Source organism: Streptomyces gelaticus (assembly GCF_014649535.1).
GTDB lineage: Bacteria > Actinomycetota > Actinomycetes > Streptomycetales > Streptomycetaceae > Streptomyces > Streptomyces gelaticus.
This window is the reverse complement of the sequence record NZ_BMTF01000004.1, coordinates 258,501-275,389: the sequence shown is the minus strand read 5'-3', so window position 1 is coordinate 275,389 and position 16,889 is coordinate 258,501. Positions and strand designations below refer to the sequence as shown.

The following is a 16,889-nucleotide window of genomic DNA, read 5'->3' as shown; positions in this document are numbered from 1 at the left end:
GGGCACCGCTCCGGCGCCGGATTCATATGCACGGCATGACATCTGTCATCCCCTTTCCACGACGCTTGGCCCTGCCGGGCGTACCCCGCTCTCCGCCACGCTTGACCCATGACAACGACAGCCGCCGAGGCCACCGGGGCGAAGACCACCGCGGTCCGCTTCGAACAGGTCAGCAAGGCATACGGAGCGGTACGTGCCGTCGACGGGCTCACCCTCGACCTGCACCCCGGCGAGACGGTGGCGCTCCTCGGTCCCAACGGTGCCGGGAAGTCCTCCACCCTGGATCTGCTGCTGGGCCTGCGCACCGCCGACTCCGGCACGGTCCGGGTCTTCGGCACGACCCCGCAGAACGCCGTCGCCGCGGGCCGCGTCGGCGCGATGCTCCAGACCGGCGGCCTGATGGAGGACGTCACGGTCAAGGAACTGGTCGGCCTCGCCTGCGCTCTGCACCCCAGGCCCCACCCGGTGGTGGAGGTGCTCTCCCGCGCCGGGATCGGGCGGATCGCCGACCGGATGGTCAACAAGCTCTCCGGCGGCCAGGAGCAGCGGGTCCGCTTCGCGCTGGCCACCGCGGGCGCCAATGACCTGATCGTCCTCGACGAGCCGACCACCGGCATGGACGTCACCGCCCGCCAGGCCTTCTGGGCCACCATGCGCGAGCAGGCCGACCAGGGCCGTACCGTCCTGTTCGCCACCCATTACCTCGAAGAGGCCGACGCGATCGCCGACCGCGTCCTCGTCCTCCACAAGGGCCGGCTGCTCGCCGACGGCACCGCCGCCGAGATCAAGGCGAAGGCCGGAGCGCGCCGGATCTCCTTCGAGCTGGCGGGCCCGGTCGACGAGGCGGCCCTGCGCGGCCTGCCGTTCCTCGCCGCGATCGACATCACCGGCAACCGGGTCCGTATCCAGTCGCACGACGCCGACGCGACGGTCCACGCCGTCTACGGACTCGGCCTCCACCCGCGGGCACTCGAAGTCGCGGGGCTCGGCCTGGAACAGGCCTTCGTCGCCATCACCGAGGCCGAGGAGGCCAGGACCGCATGCTGAGTCTCTTTTCGTGGGCGCTCATCAGGCTCGAAGTGACCCGCACCCTGCGGAACAAGAAGTTCATGTTCTTCTCGGTCATCTACCCGTCGGTGATCTACCTCCTCATCTCCAGCACCCAGAACACCTCCGACCGGATCCCGCACACCGATCTCACCTTCCAGGCCTTCTTCATGGTCTCGATGGCGTCGTTCGGGGCGCTGACCGCAGTCCTCATGGGCAACAGCGAACGCATCGCCAAGGAGCGCGAGAAGGGCTGGGTCCGCCAGCTGCGGCTCACCGCACTGCCCAGCCGCGGCTACGTCCTGGCGAAGATCGCCAGTGCGGCGGTGGTCACCCTGCCCTGCATCGTGGTGGTCTTCCTGGTCGCCGCCGCCGTCAAGCACGTACGGGTGGAGACCTGGCAGTGGTTCGCGCTGGCCGGGGTCATCTGGGCCGGTTCGCTGGTCTTCGCCGCGCTCGGCGTCGCCATCGGCTACCTCGCCGGCGGGGACGCGGTCCGCCCGCTCACCATGATCATCTACTTCGGGCTCTCCGTCCTCGGCGGCCTGTGGATGCCCAGCGCGACCTTCCCGCAGTGGCTCCAGAACATTGCCGAGTGGCTGCCCACACACGCGTACGCTTCTCTCGGCCAGGCGATCGAGATGGGCGGCTCGCCGCATGCCAAGGACGTCGCCATCCTCTGCGCCTACTTCCTGATCTTCGCGGGCGGCGCGGCCTGGCTCTACCGGAAGGACACCCTGAAGGCGTGAACGACGACGAGACGCCCGTGGGCATCGGGCGCCCGCCCACGCACCGCAAGCAGGTCTGGATCAAGCTGTTCTGGATCGGCATCTGGCTCGCGTTCATGGGCGCCCCGGTCAAGGACCTGACCGACGGCAACCACACCCCCTGGGCAACGGTGCTCGGCGCGCTCGGCCTGCTGACCTTCGTCGGGGCCTATCTGCTCCTGGTCTTCCGCCACACGTCCAAGCCCCTGGACCGCCCTGTCGTCCATTCCGCGATCGCCTTCCTCGGCGCCCTGTCCGTCGTCCTCACCCTGACGCTCGGTACGGCGTGGCTGGTCCTCTTCGTGTACGTGTCGGTCTCCGTCGGCGCCACCTTGCCGCTGCGGACGGCCCGTTGGCTGATCCCCGCCGTCGCGGCGGTCCTGGTCCTCATGGGCCTGGCCAGCGACCACCCCCGCGAGATCATCACCGCCCTGATCTTCCCCGCGCTGCTCGGCGGGTTCTCGATGACCGGCGTACGGCAGTTGATCCGTACGACGATCGAGCTGCGCGAGGCCCGCGCCACCGTCGCCCAGCTCGCCGCCAACGAGGAACGGCTCAGGCTCGCCCGCGATCTGCACGACCTGCTCGGCCACTCGCTCTCCCTGATCACGCTCAAGAGCGAGCTGGCCGGCCGGATGCTTCCCGGCCACCCGGAACAGGCGGCCGCCCAGGTCGCGGACATCGAACAGGTCAGCCGCCAGGCCCTGATCGACGTACGCGGCGCGGTCACCGGCTATCGCCGCCCGACCCTCCCCGGCGAACTCGCGGGCGCCCGTACCGCACTCGCCGCCGCGGGCATCACCGCCGACGTCCCGGCCGAGGCCCCCGACGACCTCCCCGAGAAGCCGGAGGAGGCGCTCGCCTGGGCGCTGCGGGAAGCCGTCACCAACGTCGTACGCCACAGTGGTGCCCGCCATTGCACGATCACGCTCACCATCCGCCAGACCCTGGACGGCAAGCGCCTCGAACTCGCCGTCTCAGACGACGGCGTCGGCCCCTCGGGCACCAAGCCGGGCAACGGCCTCACCGGCATGGGCGAACGCCTCGCCACGGTCGACGGCACGCTGGCCACCGGGGCGGGCGGCTCCGCCTCCGGTTCGGGCAAAGGCTTCACCCTGACCCTGACCGTCCCGCTCGAATCCGGCCTAGGATCCACGGAATGAGCATGATCAGACTCCTCCTCGCCGAGGACCAGTCCATGGTGCGCGAGGCCCTCGCGGCACTCCTGGGCCTGGAACCCGACATCGAGGTCGTGGCCCAGGTCGCCCGCGGCGACGAGGTGCTGACCGCCGCCCGCGAGCACGACATCGACGTGGCGCTCCTGGACATCGAGATGCCGGGAATGACGGGTATCGAGGCGGCAGCGGCCCTGCGACGCGAACTTCCGGCCGTGAAGGTCGTCGTCGTCACCACCTTCGGCCGCCCCGGCTACCTGCGCCGGGCCATGGAATCGGGCGCCGACGCCTTCCTGGTGAAGGACGCCCCGGCCTCCCAACTGGCCGCAGCGGTACGGAAGGTGCTCGCCGGCGAGCGAGTCATCGACCCCACGCTGGCGGCAGCGGCCCTGGCCGACGGCGCCAGCCCCCTGACCGACCGCGAACGCGACGTACTGCGCACAGCGGCGGACGGCTCCACCAACGCGGAGATCGCCGCCGCACTCCACCTGTCCCAGGGAACGGTCCGTAACTACCTCTCCATGGCCATCCAGAAACTGGCCGCCCGCAACCGCGCGGAGGCGGTCCGCATCGCCCGCGAGAAGGGCTGGCTGTAGCCCGCTCCGCTCGGACCGGGCGGGCTCAGGGGGGATTCGCTGAGCCAGGTCCGACTTCGAGGTGGAAGTTTTGGACTTGCGGGTCCATTTTTGTCGTCGCACAGTGGCACTCGCCCCGGTCGTCCGGGGCTCCGGCCGGTCGGACGCGGTATGCGGTTCGGTCGTGCGGGTTCGTAGCGGAGAACCAAGCGATGGAGTGGACCATGTCTATGCGCCTTGAGGGCAAGACCGCCCTGGTGACGGGACCCCGGGCCTGGGCGGCGGAGTTCGGGCCTCAGGGCGTTCGTGTGAACGCGATCTCGCCGGGCGTCGTGCTCACGCCCACACCCGGCGAGGTCCACCCCGGCGAGGTCATGATGAGGGGGACCCCCGCAGGCCGGATGGGAACCCCTGATTCCATCGCGAACGCCGCTGTCTACCTGGCCGGTGACGGGCCGGACTTCGTGCACGGCATCGTGCTCGACGTCGACGGCGGCCGCACCGCCGCTGCCGTCATCGCCGGCTGACGCGCCGCGTCGCCCCGGGCGGGAAGGCCCGCGCCGGGGCCGGGGCGTGACCCGTCCGGGCGCAGGGTCACCGCATCGCCTCGCCCGCGCGGCGCAGGTCCGTGATCCCCAGGTCGAGAGCGGCGCGCAGGTGGGTGGACTGCCCCGTCGACAGCAGGATCGACACGCCGCCCTGGATCGCGGCCAGCAGTGCGGCGGACCTGGCGTCGACATCGAGCCCGGCGGGAAGTCGGCCGGTGGCCTGGAGCGACCGGATCCCCGCCGCCAGGCTCTCCTGCCAGCGGCGCATCAGTTCGCTCACGATCGCCCGCGCGCCGGGGGTCGAGCGCCCGACCTGGAAGAAGAGCGATCCCAGCGGGCATTCGTCTCCCTGGGCCTCGTAGCGCTCGATCACCACGTCCCGCCATCGCTCCCAGGCCTCCCACGAGTCCAGGCAGCCCAGATACGGCTGCTGGTCCTCCAGGACGCGGTCCGCCTCGAACCGGGCGACCGCGAGGAGCAGTTCGTCCTTGCCGGCCGGGAAGTAGTGGAACAGCTGACTCTTGCTGGTGCCGGTCCGCGCCATGATGTCGTCCAGCGTCGCCGAAGCGACGCCCCTCTCCCGCAGCACCGCCGCAGCCCCCTCGACGATCCTGCGTCGCGTCGCCCTCCCCTTCGCCGTCAGCTCCCCGCGCACGATCCGCCTCCTTGGAATGGACTGTGGAGTCCACTGTAGTTGCGTCGGTACGGCCCAACTCCCCGGTACGGCAACGCCGGAGTCGCTGCGGTGGGCCTCGACGAACTCGCCCCACGGGTCGAGGAGAAGCAGCCCGCCGTTCACGCCCGAGGAGACCCTGCGTGTGCGGGCGGCAGCCCTGCGCGTCCTCATTTCCTGGGGCGCGGACGCCCCGCCCGGCCGGCCCACCGCTCCGCCGACCGAGGACGCTTCGCGGATCGGGGCGGGCGGGCGGCGGGTCGCCCGCCCGACCACTCCACCTCGTACCTTCCGACGGGTCCGTGCGGTCAGTCCGTCAGCGTCTGGCTGAAGCGGGACGGGCCGGTCGGGGCGCCGATCGTGGCCGCGCCGAACGAGACGGAGCCCTTGGCGATGACGCCCGTGGCGTCCGTACCGAAGATCCACAGGGCGCCCCTGCTGCTGTTCTCCGTCGGGGCGCCGACCACCATCTCCGTACGGCCCTTGCCGTCGTAGTCGCCCAGTGCGAGGGCCGCGCCGAATTGGTCGCCCGCCTCGGCGACGCCCGGAACCCCGGCCGTGTACTGGCCGAACTCCTTGGAACCCGCGCCGCTCACGCCCTTCGGGCCGCCCTTGAGCACCAGGACCCGTCCGGCGTCGGAGATGCCGTTGATCCGCTCGTTCGGCAGGCCCGTGGCGATGTCGGGGTAGCCGTCGCCGTTCGTGTCGCCCAGCGCCAGGCTGTAGCCCATGCGGTCGTGGAACTCCGCCGTGCCCGAGACGCCTTCGGTGTCCTGGTTGATCCAGACGGGCTTGCGGGTCGTGCTCTGCCCCTTCGGGCCGCCGTACGAGATGAAGAGCGAGCCGCCCTTCTTCACGGGGGTGTCCACCTGCGCCCACTCGTCGCCGCGCCCGACGACGATGTCCCCGTGGCCGTCCTTGTCCAGGTCGGCGATGCCCACGGCGGTGCCGCCGACACCGGCGCCGGCCGCGTCCTTGACCTCGACCGGGGCGGCGAAACCGGTGCGACTGCCCCTCAGCAGGTACGTGTGCTGCTGCCACGGGTCGCCCGGACCGAAGCCCAGGATGACCAGATCGCCGACGCCGTCGCCGGTCACGTCACCCACCGCGATCTCCGAGGTGTCGAGCACGGCCGTGCCGTCGACCGAGAACGAACCGACCCTGCTCCACTGGCCGGTGCGGCTGATCGGGCCGTGCAGGATGTGTCCGCCGCGCCGTACGTCGCCCACCGCGATGTCGGCGATGCCGTCACCGTCCACATCGCCCACGGCCAGGTCGCCGGTGCCGTCGCGCTGGTCGCCGGGGACAGGCTTCAGAAGCGTGGCGTTCTTCGAAAGGCCGGACGGACCGCCCCAGTTGACGGCCAGCACGGTGCCCTGGTCGCCGTCGGTCGTGGTGCCCCAGAGCCGGCCGACGAGATCCGCGTAGCCGTCCTTGTCCAGGTCGGCGCTGCGCAGGTTCGTGCCGTAGCGGGCGTCCTCCGGGTGGTTGATGCCCGGCCGGTTCGGCCAGGTCAGCACCTGCTTGTGGGCGGAGGACAGGCCGCCGGGGCCGCCGAAGAGAACACTCACGGCGCCCGCGCCGCCCTCCGTGTTGCCGAGGGCGGCCATGGGGGCGCCCACGGCCACGTCCGGGTAGCCGTCGCCGTTGAAGTCGTCGTGCAGCCGCTTGCTGCTCGGAGCGCTCGCGGCGGCGGACGGCTGCGCGACCGGGGCGGAGGACTGCACTGCGGCATGGCCGGCCGGAGCGGCCACGGCTCCGGCGACCAGGGCGATGCCGGTTGCGATCGCCAGCCTGCGGCGGTGGGAGAGGACGGGCACGTCGATCAACTCCGGTGCTCGGGACATGGGTCGGGGCAGTACGGAACCAGCTTCCGTACTGCCCCGTACGACCCCGCGGCCGGGCGGATGGTTGTGCCGCACCGTCGGCGAGTGCCGGTGGTCAGCCGTTCTTGAAGGAGTCGAGGTGGGCGAAGGCCACCACGTTGTCCTCGTAGTCCTTCGCCGTCTTGTTGTACGTGCCGCCGCAGGTGATCAGGCGCAACTGGGCGGTGTTGGTGTCTGCGTAGACCCGGTCGTCCGGGAACTTCGCCTTGCTGAACTGCTCGACGGAGTCGACCTTGAACGTGGCGACCGAGCCGTCCGCGCGGGTGATGTCGATTTCGGCGCCGGGCTTGAGGTACCGGAGCTGGAGGAAGACGGCCGGGCCGGTCATCGTGTCGACGTGGCCCGCCACGATCGCGGCACCACGCTCGCCGGGGGTCACGCCGTCCTTGTACCAGCCGACCAGGTTGTTGTCGTTGGCGGGCGGTGCGTCCAGCTGGCCGGTGGGGCCGAGGGACAGATCGGTGAAGGGTGCGTTGACGCCGATGGTCGCGATCTGCAGCCGCGCCGGCACGGACCGGGACATCGCCGGGCCGACAGTGGCCTTCGACGAGGTGACGGGAGCGGGGGCGGCATGGGAGCCGAGGATCTCGGGGGTGGGGGACGAGACGGCAGCGGGCGGGGCCAGCGGCTTGTTGTCGACCGAGGTGCCGAAAGAGTTGTAGATGAGGAGCACGCCGAGCCCGGCTGTCACGGCGGGCCACATCAAGGCGCGGCCCAATGTGGTTCGGGGGGCAGTCCGGGTGGGGGTGGAGCCGGTCGACTGCGGGGCGGCCATGGGAACGTGCCTTTCAGTCGTGCGGTGTTGAAGGGGGAGGAGCGGCGGAGAGGGAGGGGAGGGAAGGAGCGGAGAGCGGGGGAGGCGGGGGAACGGAGGAGGGTGTCGGGGGTTTATCCGGGGTTTATCAGGGGGGAAACGCAGCCGCCGCGGCCGCCGCCCCGAGGGGCAGCGGCCGCGACAGCGAATCGACCGGCTGTGCCTGGCCCGGTCAGGCCATCGCGCCACCCGTCGACTGGCGGCGGCGCAGCTTGTACGCGCCGACGCCGACACCACCGAGCAGCAGCGCCGAGCCGGCGGCCAGACCGCCACCGGTCATCGCCATGCCGCCACCACCGGCGCGCACGCCGCCACGGGGCTGGTCGCCGCCACGGCCGCCTTCGTCGCCGCCACGGCCGCCGTAGCCACCACGGCCACCTTCGTCGCCGCCGCGGCCACCCTCGTCGCCGTAGCCGCCACGGCCGCCTTCGTCGCCGCCGCGGTCGCCGCCACGGCCACCCTCGTCACCGCTGATCACGGAGGCCATGAAGCCACCACCGGCGCGCACGCCGCCACGGGGCTGGTCGCCGCCACGGCCGCCTTCGTCGCCGCCACGGCCGCGGTCGCCGCCGCGGCCACCTTCGTCGCCGCCACGGCCGCGGTCGCCGCCGCGGCCGCCCTCGTCGCCGTGGCCACCACGGTCGCCCTTGCCGCCCTTGTCGTGGTCCCGGCCGCCCTCGTCGTCACCGGTGATCACGGAGGCCATGAAGCCGCCGCCGGTGTGGACACCGCCACGCGGACCGTCTTGGCCGCCGCGGCTGCCTTCGTCGCCGCCACGGCCGCCGCCGCGGCCGCCCTCGTCGCCGCCACGGCCGCCGTAGCCGCCACGGCCGCCTTCGTCGCCGCCGCGGTCGCCGCCACGGCCGCCCTCGTCGCCGCCACGGCCGCCGTAGCCGCCACGGCCGCCGTAGCCGCCACGGCCGCCTTCGTCGCCGCCGCGGTCGCCGCCACGGCCACCTTCGTCCCCACGGTCCCCACGGTCGCCGCCGCGACCGCCCTCGTCGCCGTGGCCGCCGCGGCCACCTTCGTCGCCGCCGCGGTGGCCGCCACGGCCGCCCTCGTCGTCGGCGGTGATGCCGGCCATGAAGCCACCGCCGGCGCGCACGCCGCCGTTCGGTCTGCCACGGCCGCCCTCGTCGCCGCCGCGGCTGCCTTCGTCGCCGCCACGGCTGCCTTCGTCGCCGCCGCGGCTGCCTTCGTCGCCGCCACGGCCGCGGTCGTCACCGCGGTCGCCGCGGTCGCCGCCGTGGTCGGACTTTCCGTGGTTGTCGCCGTGCGACGACGAGTAACCGTTGTCGTGGCCCGAGTCGCCCGACGCGACCATGGCGTAGGCGGACGGGCCGGTGATGGCGAGGACCGCCGTGACAGCGGCCGAAGCGAACAGTGTGCGGGCAGAGCGCATCTGAACACATTCCTTCCGTCGTAACTGCGCAGAGTGACGGGATGTCGACTCAGAGTGGCACAGTGACGACGTGATCCACCGTCAGGCAGAAAGTGAATTCGCGCCATCGGGGCGGGTGGCATTGGGGCTACGCCATGGGCTCTTCGGGTGGCATAGAGCCGATAATCACCCGTTGGACTGCACGCAGCGACGTGCGAGGTTTGGGTGGCGGGGGCCCACCCGTTTGCTGGCCGCGTTCATGTGGCGGCGCGGTCGCCGCACATTTCGTGACGGCTCCCCGGTGCCGCTGAACTGCCAATGAAACTAGTTGAGTTGGTGGGCGGCGTGCGGCGCTCCCGTCTCGGGGGGCGAGTTCCGCGGCCGACCGGATCTCCCGCATGGGAGCTCCCGGCTCCGGCTCGGTGGCGTACGTGTTCCGGCGATGTGCCGCCGCTGACCCGATTGTCATCGGGGCCGGGATGTGCGCGGCACGGCGGCCGGTAAATCGGTTGTCGGGGCTTTTTCCCTCTGCTGTACTCACCGCTGAAGTCGACCGACAACCGACAAAGGAGCGGATCATGCGAGGAACTCTCATGTTCATTCAGGCGGGAATTGCCACCGACTTTGAGGACATGGAGTTTCGTGCACACACTGAATCTGGGAATTCTGGCGCATGTCGACGCCGGTAAGACGAGCCTGACCGAGCGGCTGCTCCATACCGCCGGCGTCATCGACGAGATCGGCAGCGTCGACGACGGCAGTACCCGGACCGATTCCCTGGCACTCGAACGGCAACGCGGCATCACGATCAAGTCCGCCGTCGTCTCGTTCGCCGTCGAAGACACCACCGTCAATCTGATCGACACCCCCGGTCACCCCGATTTCATCGCCGAGGTGGAGCGGGTGCTGAGTGTGCTCGACGGTGCCGTGCTGGTCATCTCCGCGGTGGAAGGCGTACAGGCCCAGAGTCGCGTTCTGATGCGGACACTGCGGCGCCTGCGCATTCCGACGCTCATTTTCGTGAACAAGGTCGACCGCGGCGGTGCGCGGAGCGAGGCTGTCCTGCGGAGCATCACCCAGAAGCTGACCCCGGCCGTGGTCGCCATGGGCTCGGTCGACGGACCGGGCGGCCGGGAGGCCCGCTGCACGCCGTACACCGGCGCCGACACCGGATTCACGGAGCGGCTGGCCGAACTGCTCGCCGACCACGACGACGCCCTCCTGGACGCGTACGTCGAGAACGCCGCGGCGCTCCCGTACGGCAGGCTGCGCGAAGAGCTGGCGGCGCAGACCGGGCGGGCGCTGGTGCACCCGGTGTACTCCGGCTCGGCGATCACCGGCGCCGGGGTGGACGCCCTGGTCAGCGGGGTCCGGGAACTGCTGCCCGCGAGCGGCGGCGGGGCCGGCGGGCCGGTTTCGGGCACGGTCTTCAAGGTGGAGCGCGGGCCGGGCGGCGAGAAGACGGCGTACGTCCGGATGTTCTCGGGCACGGTACGGATCCGCGACCGGCTGCCGTTCGGCCGCGGCGACGGGCGCGCCGAGGGCAAGGTGACCGGGATCAGCCTCTTCGACCGCGGCTCGGCCGTGCGTGCGGCGGAGGTCGGCGCGGGCCGGATCGCGAAGCTCCGGGGGCTCGGGGGTATCCGGGTCGGCGATCCCGTCGGTGTACCGGACCAAGCCGCGCCGGTCCGGTCGTTCCCTCCGCCGACGCTGGAATCGGTCGTGGTGCCCTGCCCTCCGGCGAGCCGGGGCGAACTGCACTCCGCGCTCGCGCAGCTCGCCGAACAGGACCCACTGATCAATCTTCGCCAGGACGACGTCCGGAAGGAGGTCTCCGTCTCGCTCTACGGCGAAGTGCAGAAGGAAGTCATCCAGGCGACGCTTGCCGACGAATTCGGAATCGGTGTCACCTTCCGAGAGACCACGACCATCTGCCTGGAGCGGCCGAACGGCAGCGGAGCGGCGTACGAGATCGGCGAGCAGAACGGGAATCCCTTTCTGGCGACCATCGGTCTCAGGGTCGACCCCGCCCCGGTCGGCAGCGGTATCGCCTACCGACTTGAGGTGGAGCTCGGATCGATGCCCTTCTCTCTGATGAGGGCGGTGGAGGAGACCGTGGCGGAAACCCTGCGGCAGGGAATTCACGGCTGGCAGGTAACCGACTGCGTCGTCACCCTGACGCATTCCGGCTACTGGCCCCGCCAGAGTCATTCCCACGCCGTTTTCGACAAGAGCATGTCGAGCACCGCGGGGGACTTCCGTAATCTGACCCCGCTGGTCCTGATGAGCGCGCTCGAGCAGGCCGGCACCACGGTGCACGAGCCGATCCACCGGTTCCGCCTGGAATTCCCCGCGGACCTGCTCGGCCCGGTCCTGCCCGTACTCGCACATCTGGGGGCCGTGCCGGGGACCCCGGCCGTGCACGGTTCCACATGTGTGCTGGAGGGCGAGATCCCGGCGGCCCGCGTCCATGAGCTCCAGCAGCAGCTGCCGGCCCTGACGCGCGGCGAGGGCATCCTGGAGTCCGGCTTCGACAGCTACCGCGCGGTTGCGGGTGCGCCGCCGGACCGGCCGCGCACCGACCGCGATCCGCTCCACCGCAAGGAGTACCTGCTGCGTACGGCGCGCAGGCAGGCCCCGGGCAGGGACGGGCGGTGACCCCGGGGCGGCCCTCAGTTCAGCAGCGAGCGGGCCGCCCGTGCCCGGTGCCGGATCGCCTCCGCCGCCGCGGGATCGACTTGGCCGACCACATCCGCGTACTCCTCCATCTCCGCCGCCCCGCGCAGGAACTGCCCGCTCTGGACGAGCAGCTGCGCGCGCTCGTAACGGAGCCTGGCCGGGTGCGAGGGGAGCAGCAGCGACAGGTCCACCGCCCACAGCGCCACATCGGTGCGCTCCGGACGGGTCGCCGCCCACGCCCTGATGTTGTTCAGGATCCGCAGCACGATCTCCAGCGGCCGTGCGGGCGCCAGCATCGACTCCTCCAGCGGCTCCCCGGTGGCCCCGGCCACCAGCAGCTCCGCGTCCTGCCCGGTCATCGGCCGGCCCCCGTCGAAGGGGTCGGCCAGCACCCGCTCGGCCGGATCGCCGAAGCCGACGACGAAATGGCCGGGCAGCGCCACCCCGTACACCGGGGCGCCCGCCCGCCGCGCGACCTCGATCCACACCACGGACAGCGTGATCGGCAGCCCGCGCCGCCTGCGCAGCACCTCGTGCAGCAGCGACGACTCCAGCCGCTGGTAGTCCGCCGACGAGCCCGCGAAGCCGCACCGTTCACCGAGCAGTTCGGCCAGCGCCGAGGCCCAGGCCCGGCCGCCCCGGATCCCGTACGGAAGCCGGCCCGCAAGCTCGTCCAGTTCGATCTGGGCCGCATCGATCCCGTGCGCGTCCAGCGCCGGATCGGCCATCGCGCCCAGCAGCAGGCAGAGCAGCGCGAGGTCCGGCCGCTCGGCGCGCGCCTCCTCGGCGAACTGCCTGTACAGCTCGTCCCGGTCCGGCCGCTCGGCGGGTTCAGGGTTCATCGGACCCGTCCGTCCCCGTCACGCCGGCCAGAAGTGGTGATAGAGGTGGTGGACCGCGAACCCCATGCCCTCGTACAGCGCCCGCGCCCCCTCGTTGTCCGTCTCCACCTGGAGCCATGCGGCCGACGCGCCCTCCTCCAGCGCCTTGCCGGCGAGCGCGGTCATCACTGCGGAGGCGAGCCCCCGGCGCCGCTGCGCGGGATCGACCTCGACGGCCATGAAGCCGGCCCACCGCCCGTCCACCACGCACCGCCCGATCGCGGCGGGCGCCGCTTCCGGGCTGTCGCCGGGCACCGAGGCGAACCACACCGAGGGGCCGCCGCGCAGCACCGCCAGGACGTGCGGGCCCGGGGTCTCGAAGCGCTGGTAGCGGGAGAGCCAGGTCTCGTCGAGGTCCCGGCTCAGCCGCACCCGGGACGCGTCCGCGTCCCGATCGCCGATCGGGGCGAGCCCGGCGGTGCGTACCTCCGCCGTCACCTCGCGGCGCCATCCGCGCTCCTCCAGCTCCGCGCAGAGCAGCTCCTGGGTGCCCTCGGCGCCGGTCGCGGTCTGGATGTACGCGGGCAGGTCCCGTTCCCCGTACCACTGCCGGACGTGCCCGAGCGCCTCGTCGAGCGGGACGCCCGGGTCGCCGAGCGGCAGCACGGAGTTGGCGCGCCGGGTGAACCCCCGCGCGGCGCGCAGGAGCCAGTCGCCCAGCGGTTCGCTCTCCACCGGCTGCCAGGCACGGGCGCAGACCGGCGCGAGCTCCTCGAAGGAGGCCGCCGGACCGCGCCGCCGGGCCGGAGCCGCGGGCACCACCTTGCCCGCCACCAGTGCCGATTCAGGGATATGGACGGACTCACCGCTCTTCGGTGTGATCGAGAGCACACCGTCGTCCCACGATGTGAGAACTCCTACCGTGTCGGTGAACGTCGCTCCTTGTGGGGCCGTCTCGCACACACGCCGGACTGATACCCGTTTGCCCACGTCAGCCGGTGTGATTCGGACCCTGAGCTGTCCGCCGATGGTGAATTCCACAGCTCTGTACGCCCCTCCTGTTCGGTTCGTGCCCCGGAACGGAGATACTAGGTGCGGGCATCGACGACGCCGCGCTCCCGCGCGAGAGCCAACGCCCTACCGAGGAGGAACGACAGCGTGACCTACGTCATCGCGCAGCCTTGTGTCGACGTAAAGGACAAGGCCTGCATCGAAGAGTGCCCCGTCGACTGCATCTACGAGGGCCAGCGGTCCTTGTACATCCACCCGGACGAATGCGTCGACTGCGGAGCCTGTGAGCCGGTGTGCCCGGTCGAGGCCATCTTCTACGAGGACGACACCCCGGAGGAGTGGAAGGACTACTACAAGGCGAACGTCGAGTTCTTCGACGACCTCGGGTCGCCCGGTGGTGCCTCCAAGCTTGGCCTGATCGAGCGCGACCACGCGTTCATCGCCGCGCTGCCGCCGCAGAACCAGTAGTCAGCGGCCAGCACGTGCGCCGCCCCGGTCCCGTACGGCTCGTCACCGTGCGGGACCGAGGCGTTTCCACACCCGGGTGACGGGCGGGCCGGAGGTTCCCCGCGACCCGTGCGTGTCCCGCGTGACCCCCGTACGAGAAAGCAGAGATCCGTGTCCGCAGTCTCCTCCCGCCTCCCGGTCTTTCCCTGGGACAAGCTCGCGCCCTACCAGTCGACGGCTGCGGCCCACCCCGACGGCATCGTGGACCTGTCCGTCGGCACCCCCGTCGACCCGGTGCCCGAGCTGATCCGGCGGGCGCTCGTCGCCGCTGCGGACAGCCCCGGCTATCCGACGGTGTGGGGGACCAGCGAGCTGCGTGACGCGATCGCCGGATGGGTGGAGCGGCGGCTAGGAGCGGTCGGGGTGACGCACGGGCACGTACTGCCGGTCGTCGGTTCCAAGGAGCTGGTGGCCTGGCTGCCGACCCAGCTCGGACTCGGTGCGGGCGACAAGGTGGCGTACCCGCGCCTCGCCTACCCGACCTACGAGGTGGGCGCCCGGCTCTGCGGCGCCGAGCCCGTCGTCTACGACGACCCGACCGAGCTGGACCCGGCCGGGCTGAAGCTGCTCTGGCTCAACTCGCCGTCCAACCCGACCGGCCGCGTCCTGGCCAAGGACGAACTGACCCGGATCGTCGCCTGGGCCCGCGAGCACGGTGTGCTGGTCTTCAGCGACGAGTGCTACCTGGAGCTGGGCTGGGAGGCCGAACCGGTCTCCGTACTGCACCCGGACGTCTGCGGCGGTACGTACGACGGCATCGTCGCCGTCCACTCGCTCTCCAAGCGCTCCAACCTGGCCGGATACCGCGCCGCCTTCATCGCGGGCGACACGGCGGTGCTGAGCGAGCTGCTGCTGATCCGCAAGCACGGCGGCATGATGACGCCGGCCCCGGTCCAGGCGGCGACGGTCGCGGCGCTCGGCGACGACGAGCACGTCGCCGAGCAGCGGGCCCGGTACGCGGAGCGGCGCGCGGCCCTGCGCACCGCCCTGGAGGCGCACGGCTTCCGCATCGAGCACAGCGAGGCCGGCCTCTACCTGTGGGCGACGCGCGACGAGCCGTGCTGGGAGACCGTGGCGCACCTGGCGGAGCTGGGCATTCTGGTGGCGCCGGGCGACTTCTACGGGCCGGCCGGGGACCACTTCGTACGGGTGGCCTTCACGGCGACGGACGAGCGGGTGGCGGCGGCGGTGAAGCGGCTGTCCTGAGAGCGGCGGCAACCGCGCGGGGCTCCGGGAGTGCGCACTCCCGGAGCCCCGCGCGTGTGTGCTGCTGCCGGCCAGCGGCCGGACCGGGTCAGCCGAGCGGCAGACCCCGGGTGGGCAGGCCCTGGGTGGGCAGGCCGCCCTGGGTCGCGGCGCCGGTGGTGTCACCGAGGACCTGGCCCGCGCTGTCGGCGGCGCCGCCCGCGGCCTTCCGCACGGTGGGGGAGGTCTTGGCGTCGGCCTTGCCGACGGTGTCGCCCGCGGCCGGGAGGGCCGTGCCGACGATCCTGCCGCCGGTGTCGCCCGCCGCCTCGGTGCCCTGCTGGGACGCGCCGTCGACCGTCTTGCCGAGACCGGCACCGTCGAGGGTGGTCAGACCACCGAGATCCGGGGTCTGCGGGAGCTCCGCGGCGCCCGCGGCTCCGGCCGCACCGACCACGGGGGCGGCACCCGCGGCGATCAGCAGCGCGGCACGGGCGATCCGGCGGGTCAGGGGGAGGGACATGATGCTCCTTCGACGGGACGAGGAATGGGTCTGTCCATTGATCGGACGCAGTGACAACCGTCGAAAGGTCGGGGGAGGTTGCGGTGGGCCGAGGTAAAGAGTCGGTAATGCGTCACATGATCTGCAACGGAGGAACCCGGGCGAAACCGGCGTTCCCGGGAAGGGTGATGAACCGTCGCTTCCCTTTGACCGCAAGGGAATTGAGGTGACGAAGGGCGGCTGCGGGGAGGGGGCGTGCGAGGGGGCGCTCGAAACGGGCGGGAACGACACCTGCGGGCGATCGCGTGAACTAGTGCGCGAGCCGGATCCGGACGTCGGTGGTGCCCGAATCCTTGCGCTCCGTCCGCCAGCCCGACCCGGCCTCCCAGACCCGGCCCGCGTACGAGACCTCGGCCAGCCGGAGAGTCTCGGACTGCGCGACCGCCCAGTGCGCGAGCTCCCAGCCGCGCCGGGCCGCGCCGCCGTCCCCGGCGGCCGTCCCGGTCGCGGGCACCGGCACCAGGACCGTGCTCGCCGCCGCCGCACCGGCCGCGGGCCCGCCGTCCCGCGGTGCCGTCGTCACCGCGGGCAGCACGTCCTTGCCGAAGGCGCGCACCAGCTCCGCCCGTACCTCCGCGACGTCGGGGCTCGCCGCCGTCGCCCGTGGCGGTGCGCAGTTCAGCGAGGCGGGCGTACGACCGGTCAGCGCCGCCGCCAGCAGGGCCGCGTCCGGCTCGTGCTTCGCGTACGCCTGCGGGAATCCGCTGCGCTGGACCCGCTGCGCGGCCACCGTCAGCGGCAGCCGCGAGTAGCCGGGGACCTCGGCCAGATGCCGGTAGAACTCCCCGGCGGAGTAGACCGGGTCCAGGATCTGCTTCTCGGTGCCCCAGCCCTGCGAGGGGCGCTGCTGGAACAGCCCCAGCGAATCCCGGTCACCGTGCTCGATGTTGCGCAGCCCGGACTCCTGCAGCGCGGTCGCCAGTGCGATCGTCACGGCACGCTCCGGCATCCCCCGCGAGGTGCCGACCGCGGAGATCGTCGCGGCGTTGGCGGCCTGTTCCGGGCTCATCCGGTACGTACGGCCCTCGCCGTCCGAACCGTCGGCCGACTCCACGGTGCAGCCGTCGACGATCCTGCTGCCGGTTATGTACTGAACGGTCAGATAGCCGCCGAGCGCGGCGAGCACGACAAGAGCGGCAGCAGTGCGCAGGAGGCGGCTGCGGCCGGTGTGTCGGCGGGCGGGGGGGACGGTCCGGGGCACGCGCCCACCGTACTGGAGCAGCCGTCCGGGGCCGAGGGCCCTGTCCCTTAGGGTCGG

At 72.0% G+C, this 16,889-nt stretch carries 16 protein-coding genes and 1 pseudogene; 9 read left to right on the top strand and 8 right to left on the bottom strand.

From position 1 onward, the window contains the following. The first annotated feature begins 108 nt into the window (after window positions 1–108). The 5 genes and pseudogenes from IE107_RS08120 to IE107_RS08100 all read left to right on the top strand — a co-directional run. The gene (locus tag IE107_RS08120) at window positions 109–1,047 is read left to right on the top strand and encodes an ABC transporter ATP-binding protein (protein ID WP_189542606.1); all 939 of its coding nucleotides are present in this window, start codon (window positions 109–111) and stop codon (window positions 1,045–1,047) included. Then, entirely contained in the window at window positions 1,041–1,796 is a 756-nt protein-coding gene (locus tag IE107_RS08115; protein WP_189542603.1) for an ABC transporter permease, read from the top strand. The genes IE107_RS08120 and IE107_RS08115 overlap by 7 nt, the downstream gene beginning before the upstream one ends. Continuing rightward, window positions 1,793–2,977 (top strand): sensor histidine kinase, encoded by a 1,185-nt coding sequence (locus IE107_RS08110; protein ID WP_189542601.1) that lies wholly within the window; start codon window positions 1,793–1,795, stop codon window positions 2,975–2,977. Before IE107_RS08115 ends, IE107_RS08110 begins: the two co-directional genes overlap by 4 nt. Further along, on the top strand, window positions 2,974–3,585 hold the full coding sequence (locus IE107_RS08105; protein ID WP_189542599.1) for a response regulator transcription factor: 612 nt from the start codon (window positions 2,974–2,976) through the stop codon (window positions 3,583–3,585). The genes IE107_RS08110 and IE107_RS08105 overlap by 4 nt, the downstream gene beginning before the upstream one ends. A gap of 224 nt (window positions 3,586–3,809) precedes the next feature. Then, window positions 3,810–4,091 (top strand): annotated as a pseudogene (locus IE107_RS08100) (SDR family oxidoreductase); the annotation flags it as partial. A gap of 67 nt (window positions 4,092–4,158) precedes the next feature. Here IE107_RS08100 and IE107_RS08095 read toward each other — a convergent pair. From IE107_RS08095 to IE107_RS08080, 4 genes are all read right to left on the bottom strand, one after another. Beyond that, window positions 4,159–4,767 carry a TetR/AcrR family transcriptional regulator gene (locus IE107_RS08095; protein WP_189542597.1) on the bottom strand — a complete coding sequence of 203 codons (609 nt, stop codon included), beginning with the start codon at window positions 4,765–4,767 and terminating at the stop codon, window positions 4,159–4,161. 326 nt (window positions 4,768–5,093) lie between these two features. After that, a complete protein-coding gene (locus tag IE107_RS08090; RefSeq protein ID WP_189542595.1) occupies window positions 5,094–6,632 on the bottom strand; it encodes an FG-GAP-like repeat-containing protein in 1,539 nt (512 codons plus the stop codon). Window positions 6,633–6,726: 94 nt separating this feature from the next. Beyond that, window positions 6,727–7,446: a class F sortase gene (locus IE107_RS08085; RefSeq protein WP_189542593.1), complete on the bottom strand. Its 720-nt coding sequence runs from the start codon at window positions 7,444–7,446 to the stop codon at window positions 6,727–6,729. Between the two features lie 211 nt (window positions 7,447–7,657). Beyond that, on the bottom strand, window positions 7,658–8,191 hold the full coding sequence (locus IE107_RS08080) for a hypothetical protein (RefSeq protein WP_189542591.1): 534 nt from the start codon (window positions 8,189–8,191) through the stop codon (window positions 7,658–7,660). A 15-nt stretch (window positions 8,192–8,206) separates the two neighbouring features. On the opposite strand from IE107_RS08080, the gene IE107_RS08075 reads away from it, so the two are divergent. After that, window positions 8,207–8,911, top strand: coding sequence for a hypothetical protein (locus tag IE107_RS08075; protein ID WP_189542589.1), 705 nt, complete (start codon window positions 8,207–8,209; stop codon window positions 8,909–8,911). Between the two features lie 597 nt (window positions 8,912–9,508). Then, a complete protein-coding gene (locus IE107_RS08070) occupies window positions 9,509–11,524 on the top strand; it encodes an elongation factor G (protein WP_189542587.1) in 2,016 nt (671 codons plus the stop codon). A gap of 14 nt (window positions 11,525–11,538) precedes the next feature. Here IE107_RS08070 and IE107_RS08065 read toward each other — a convergent pair whose 3' ends face one another. Both IE107_RS08065 and IE107_RS08060 read right to left on the bottom strand, forming a co-directional pair. Continuing rightward, window positions 11,539–12,387 carry a transglutaminase family protein gene (locus tag IE107_RS08065; RefSeq protein ID WP_189542585.1) on the bottom strand — a complete coding sequence of 283 codons (849 nt, stop codon included), beginning with the start codon at window positions 12,385–12,387 and terminating at the stop codon, window positions 11,539–11,541. A gap of 18 nt (window positions 12,388–12,405) precedes the next feature. Beyond that, a complete protein-coding gene (locus IE107_RS08060) occupies window positions 12,406–13,407 on the bottom strand; it encodes a GNAT family N-acetyltransferase (protein WP_189542583.1) in 1,002 nt (333 codons plus the stop codon). A gap of 117 nt (window positions 13,408–13,524) precedes the next feature. Here IE107_RS08060 and fdxA point away from each other — a divergent pair, with 117 nt between their 5' ends. Both fdxA and dapC read left to right on the top strand, forming a co-directional pair. After that, complete coding sequence (gene fdxA / locus IE107_RS08055; protein WP_018956287.1) at window positions 13,525–13,845, top strand: ferredoxin; 321 nt, start codon at window positions 13,525–13,527, stop codon at window positions 13,843–13,845. 150 nt (window positions 13,846–13,995) lie between these two features. Next, window positions 13,996–15,090 (top strand): succinyldiaminopimelate transaminase, encoded by a 1,095-nt coding sequence (dapC, locus tag IE107_RS08050; protein WP_189542581.1) that lies wholly within the window; start codon window positions 13,996–13,998, stop codon window positions 15,088–15,090. 88 nt (window positions 15,091–15,178) lie between these two features. On the opposite strand, the gene IE107_RS08045 is transcribed toward dapC, so the two are convergent. Together IE107_RS08045 and IE107_RS08040 are read right to left on the bottom strand one after the other, a co-directional pair. Beyond that, window positions 15,179–15,592: an ATP-binding protein gene (locus IE107_RS08045; protein WP_189542579.1), complete on the bottom strand. Its 414-nt coding sequence runs from the start codon at window positions 15,590–15,592 to the stop codon at window positions 15,179–15,181. A 289-nt stretch (window positions 15,593–15,881) separates the two neighbouring features. After that, a complete protein-coding gene (locus tag IE107_RS08040) occupies window positions 15,882–16,832 on the bottom strand; it encodes a VldE C-terminal domain-containing protein (RefSeq protein WP_189542575.1) in 951 nt (316 codons plus the stop codon). Between the last annotated feature and the right edge of the window lie 57 nt (window positions 16,833–16,889).

Excerpts from the sequence above, each read along its gene's own strand:
- IE107_RS08065 (WP_189542585.1), bottom strand. The coding sequence starts at position 12,387 with ATGAACCCTGAACCCGCCGAGCGGCCGGACCGGGACGAGCTGTACAGG.
- IE107_RS08115 (WP_189542603.1), top strand. The coding sequence starts at position 1,041 with ATGCTGAGTCTCTTTTCGTGGGCGCTCATCAGGCTCGAAGTGACCCGC.
- IE107_RS08090 (WP_189542595.1), bottom strand. The coding sequence starts at position 6,632 with ATGTCCCGAGCACCGGAGTTGATCGACGTGCCCGTCCTCTCCCACCGC.
- IE107_RS08105 (WP_189542599.1), top strand. The coding sequence starts at position 2,974 with ATGAGCATGATCAGACTCCTCCTCGCCGAGGACCAGTCCATGGTGCGC.
- IE107_RS08080 (WP_189542591.1), bottom strand. The coding sequence starts at position 8,191 with ATGGCCTCCGTGATCACCGGTGACGACGAGGGCGGCCGGGACCACGAC.
- IE107_RS08045 (WP_189542579.1), bottom strand. The coding sequence starts at position 15,592 with ATGTCCCTCCCCCTGACCCGCCGGATCGCCCGTGCCGCGCTGCTGATC.
- IE107_RS08085 (WP_189542593.1), bottom strand. The coding sequence starts at position 7,446 with ATGGCCGCCCCGCAGTCGACCGGCTCCACCCCCACCCGGACTGCCCCC.
- IE107_RS08120 (WP_189542606.1), top strand. The coding sequence starts at position 109 with ATGACAACGACAGCCGCCGAGGCCACCGGGGCGAAGACCACCGCGGTC.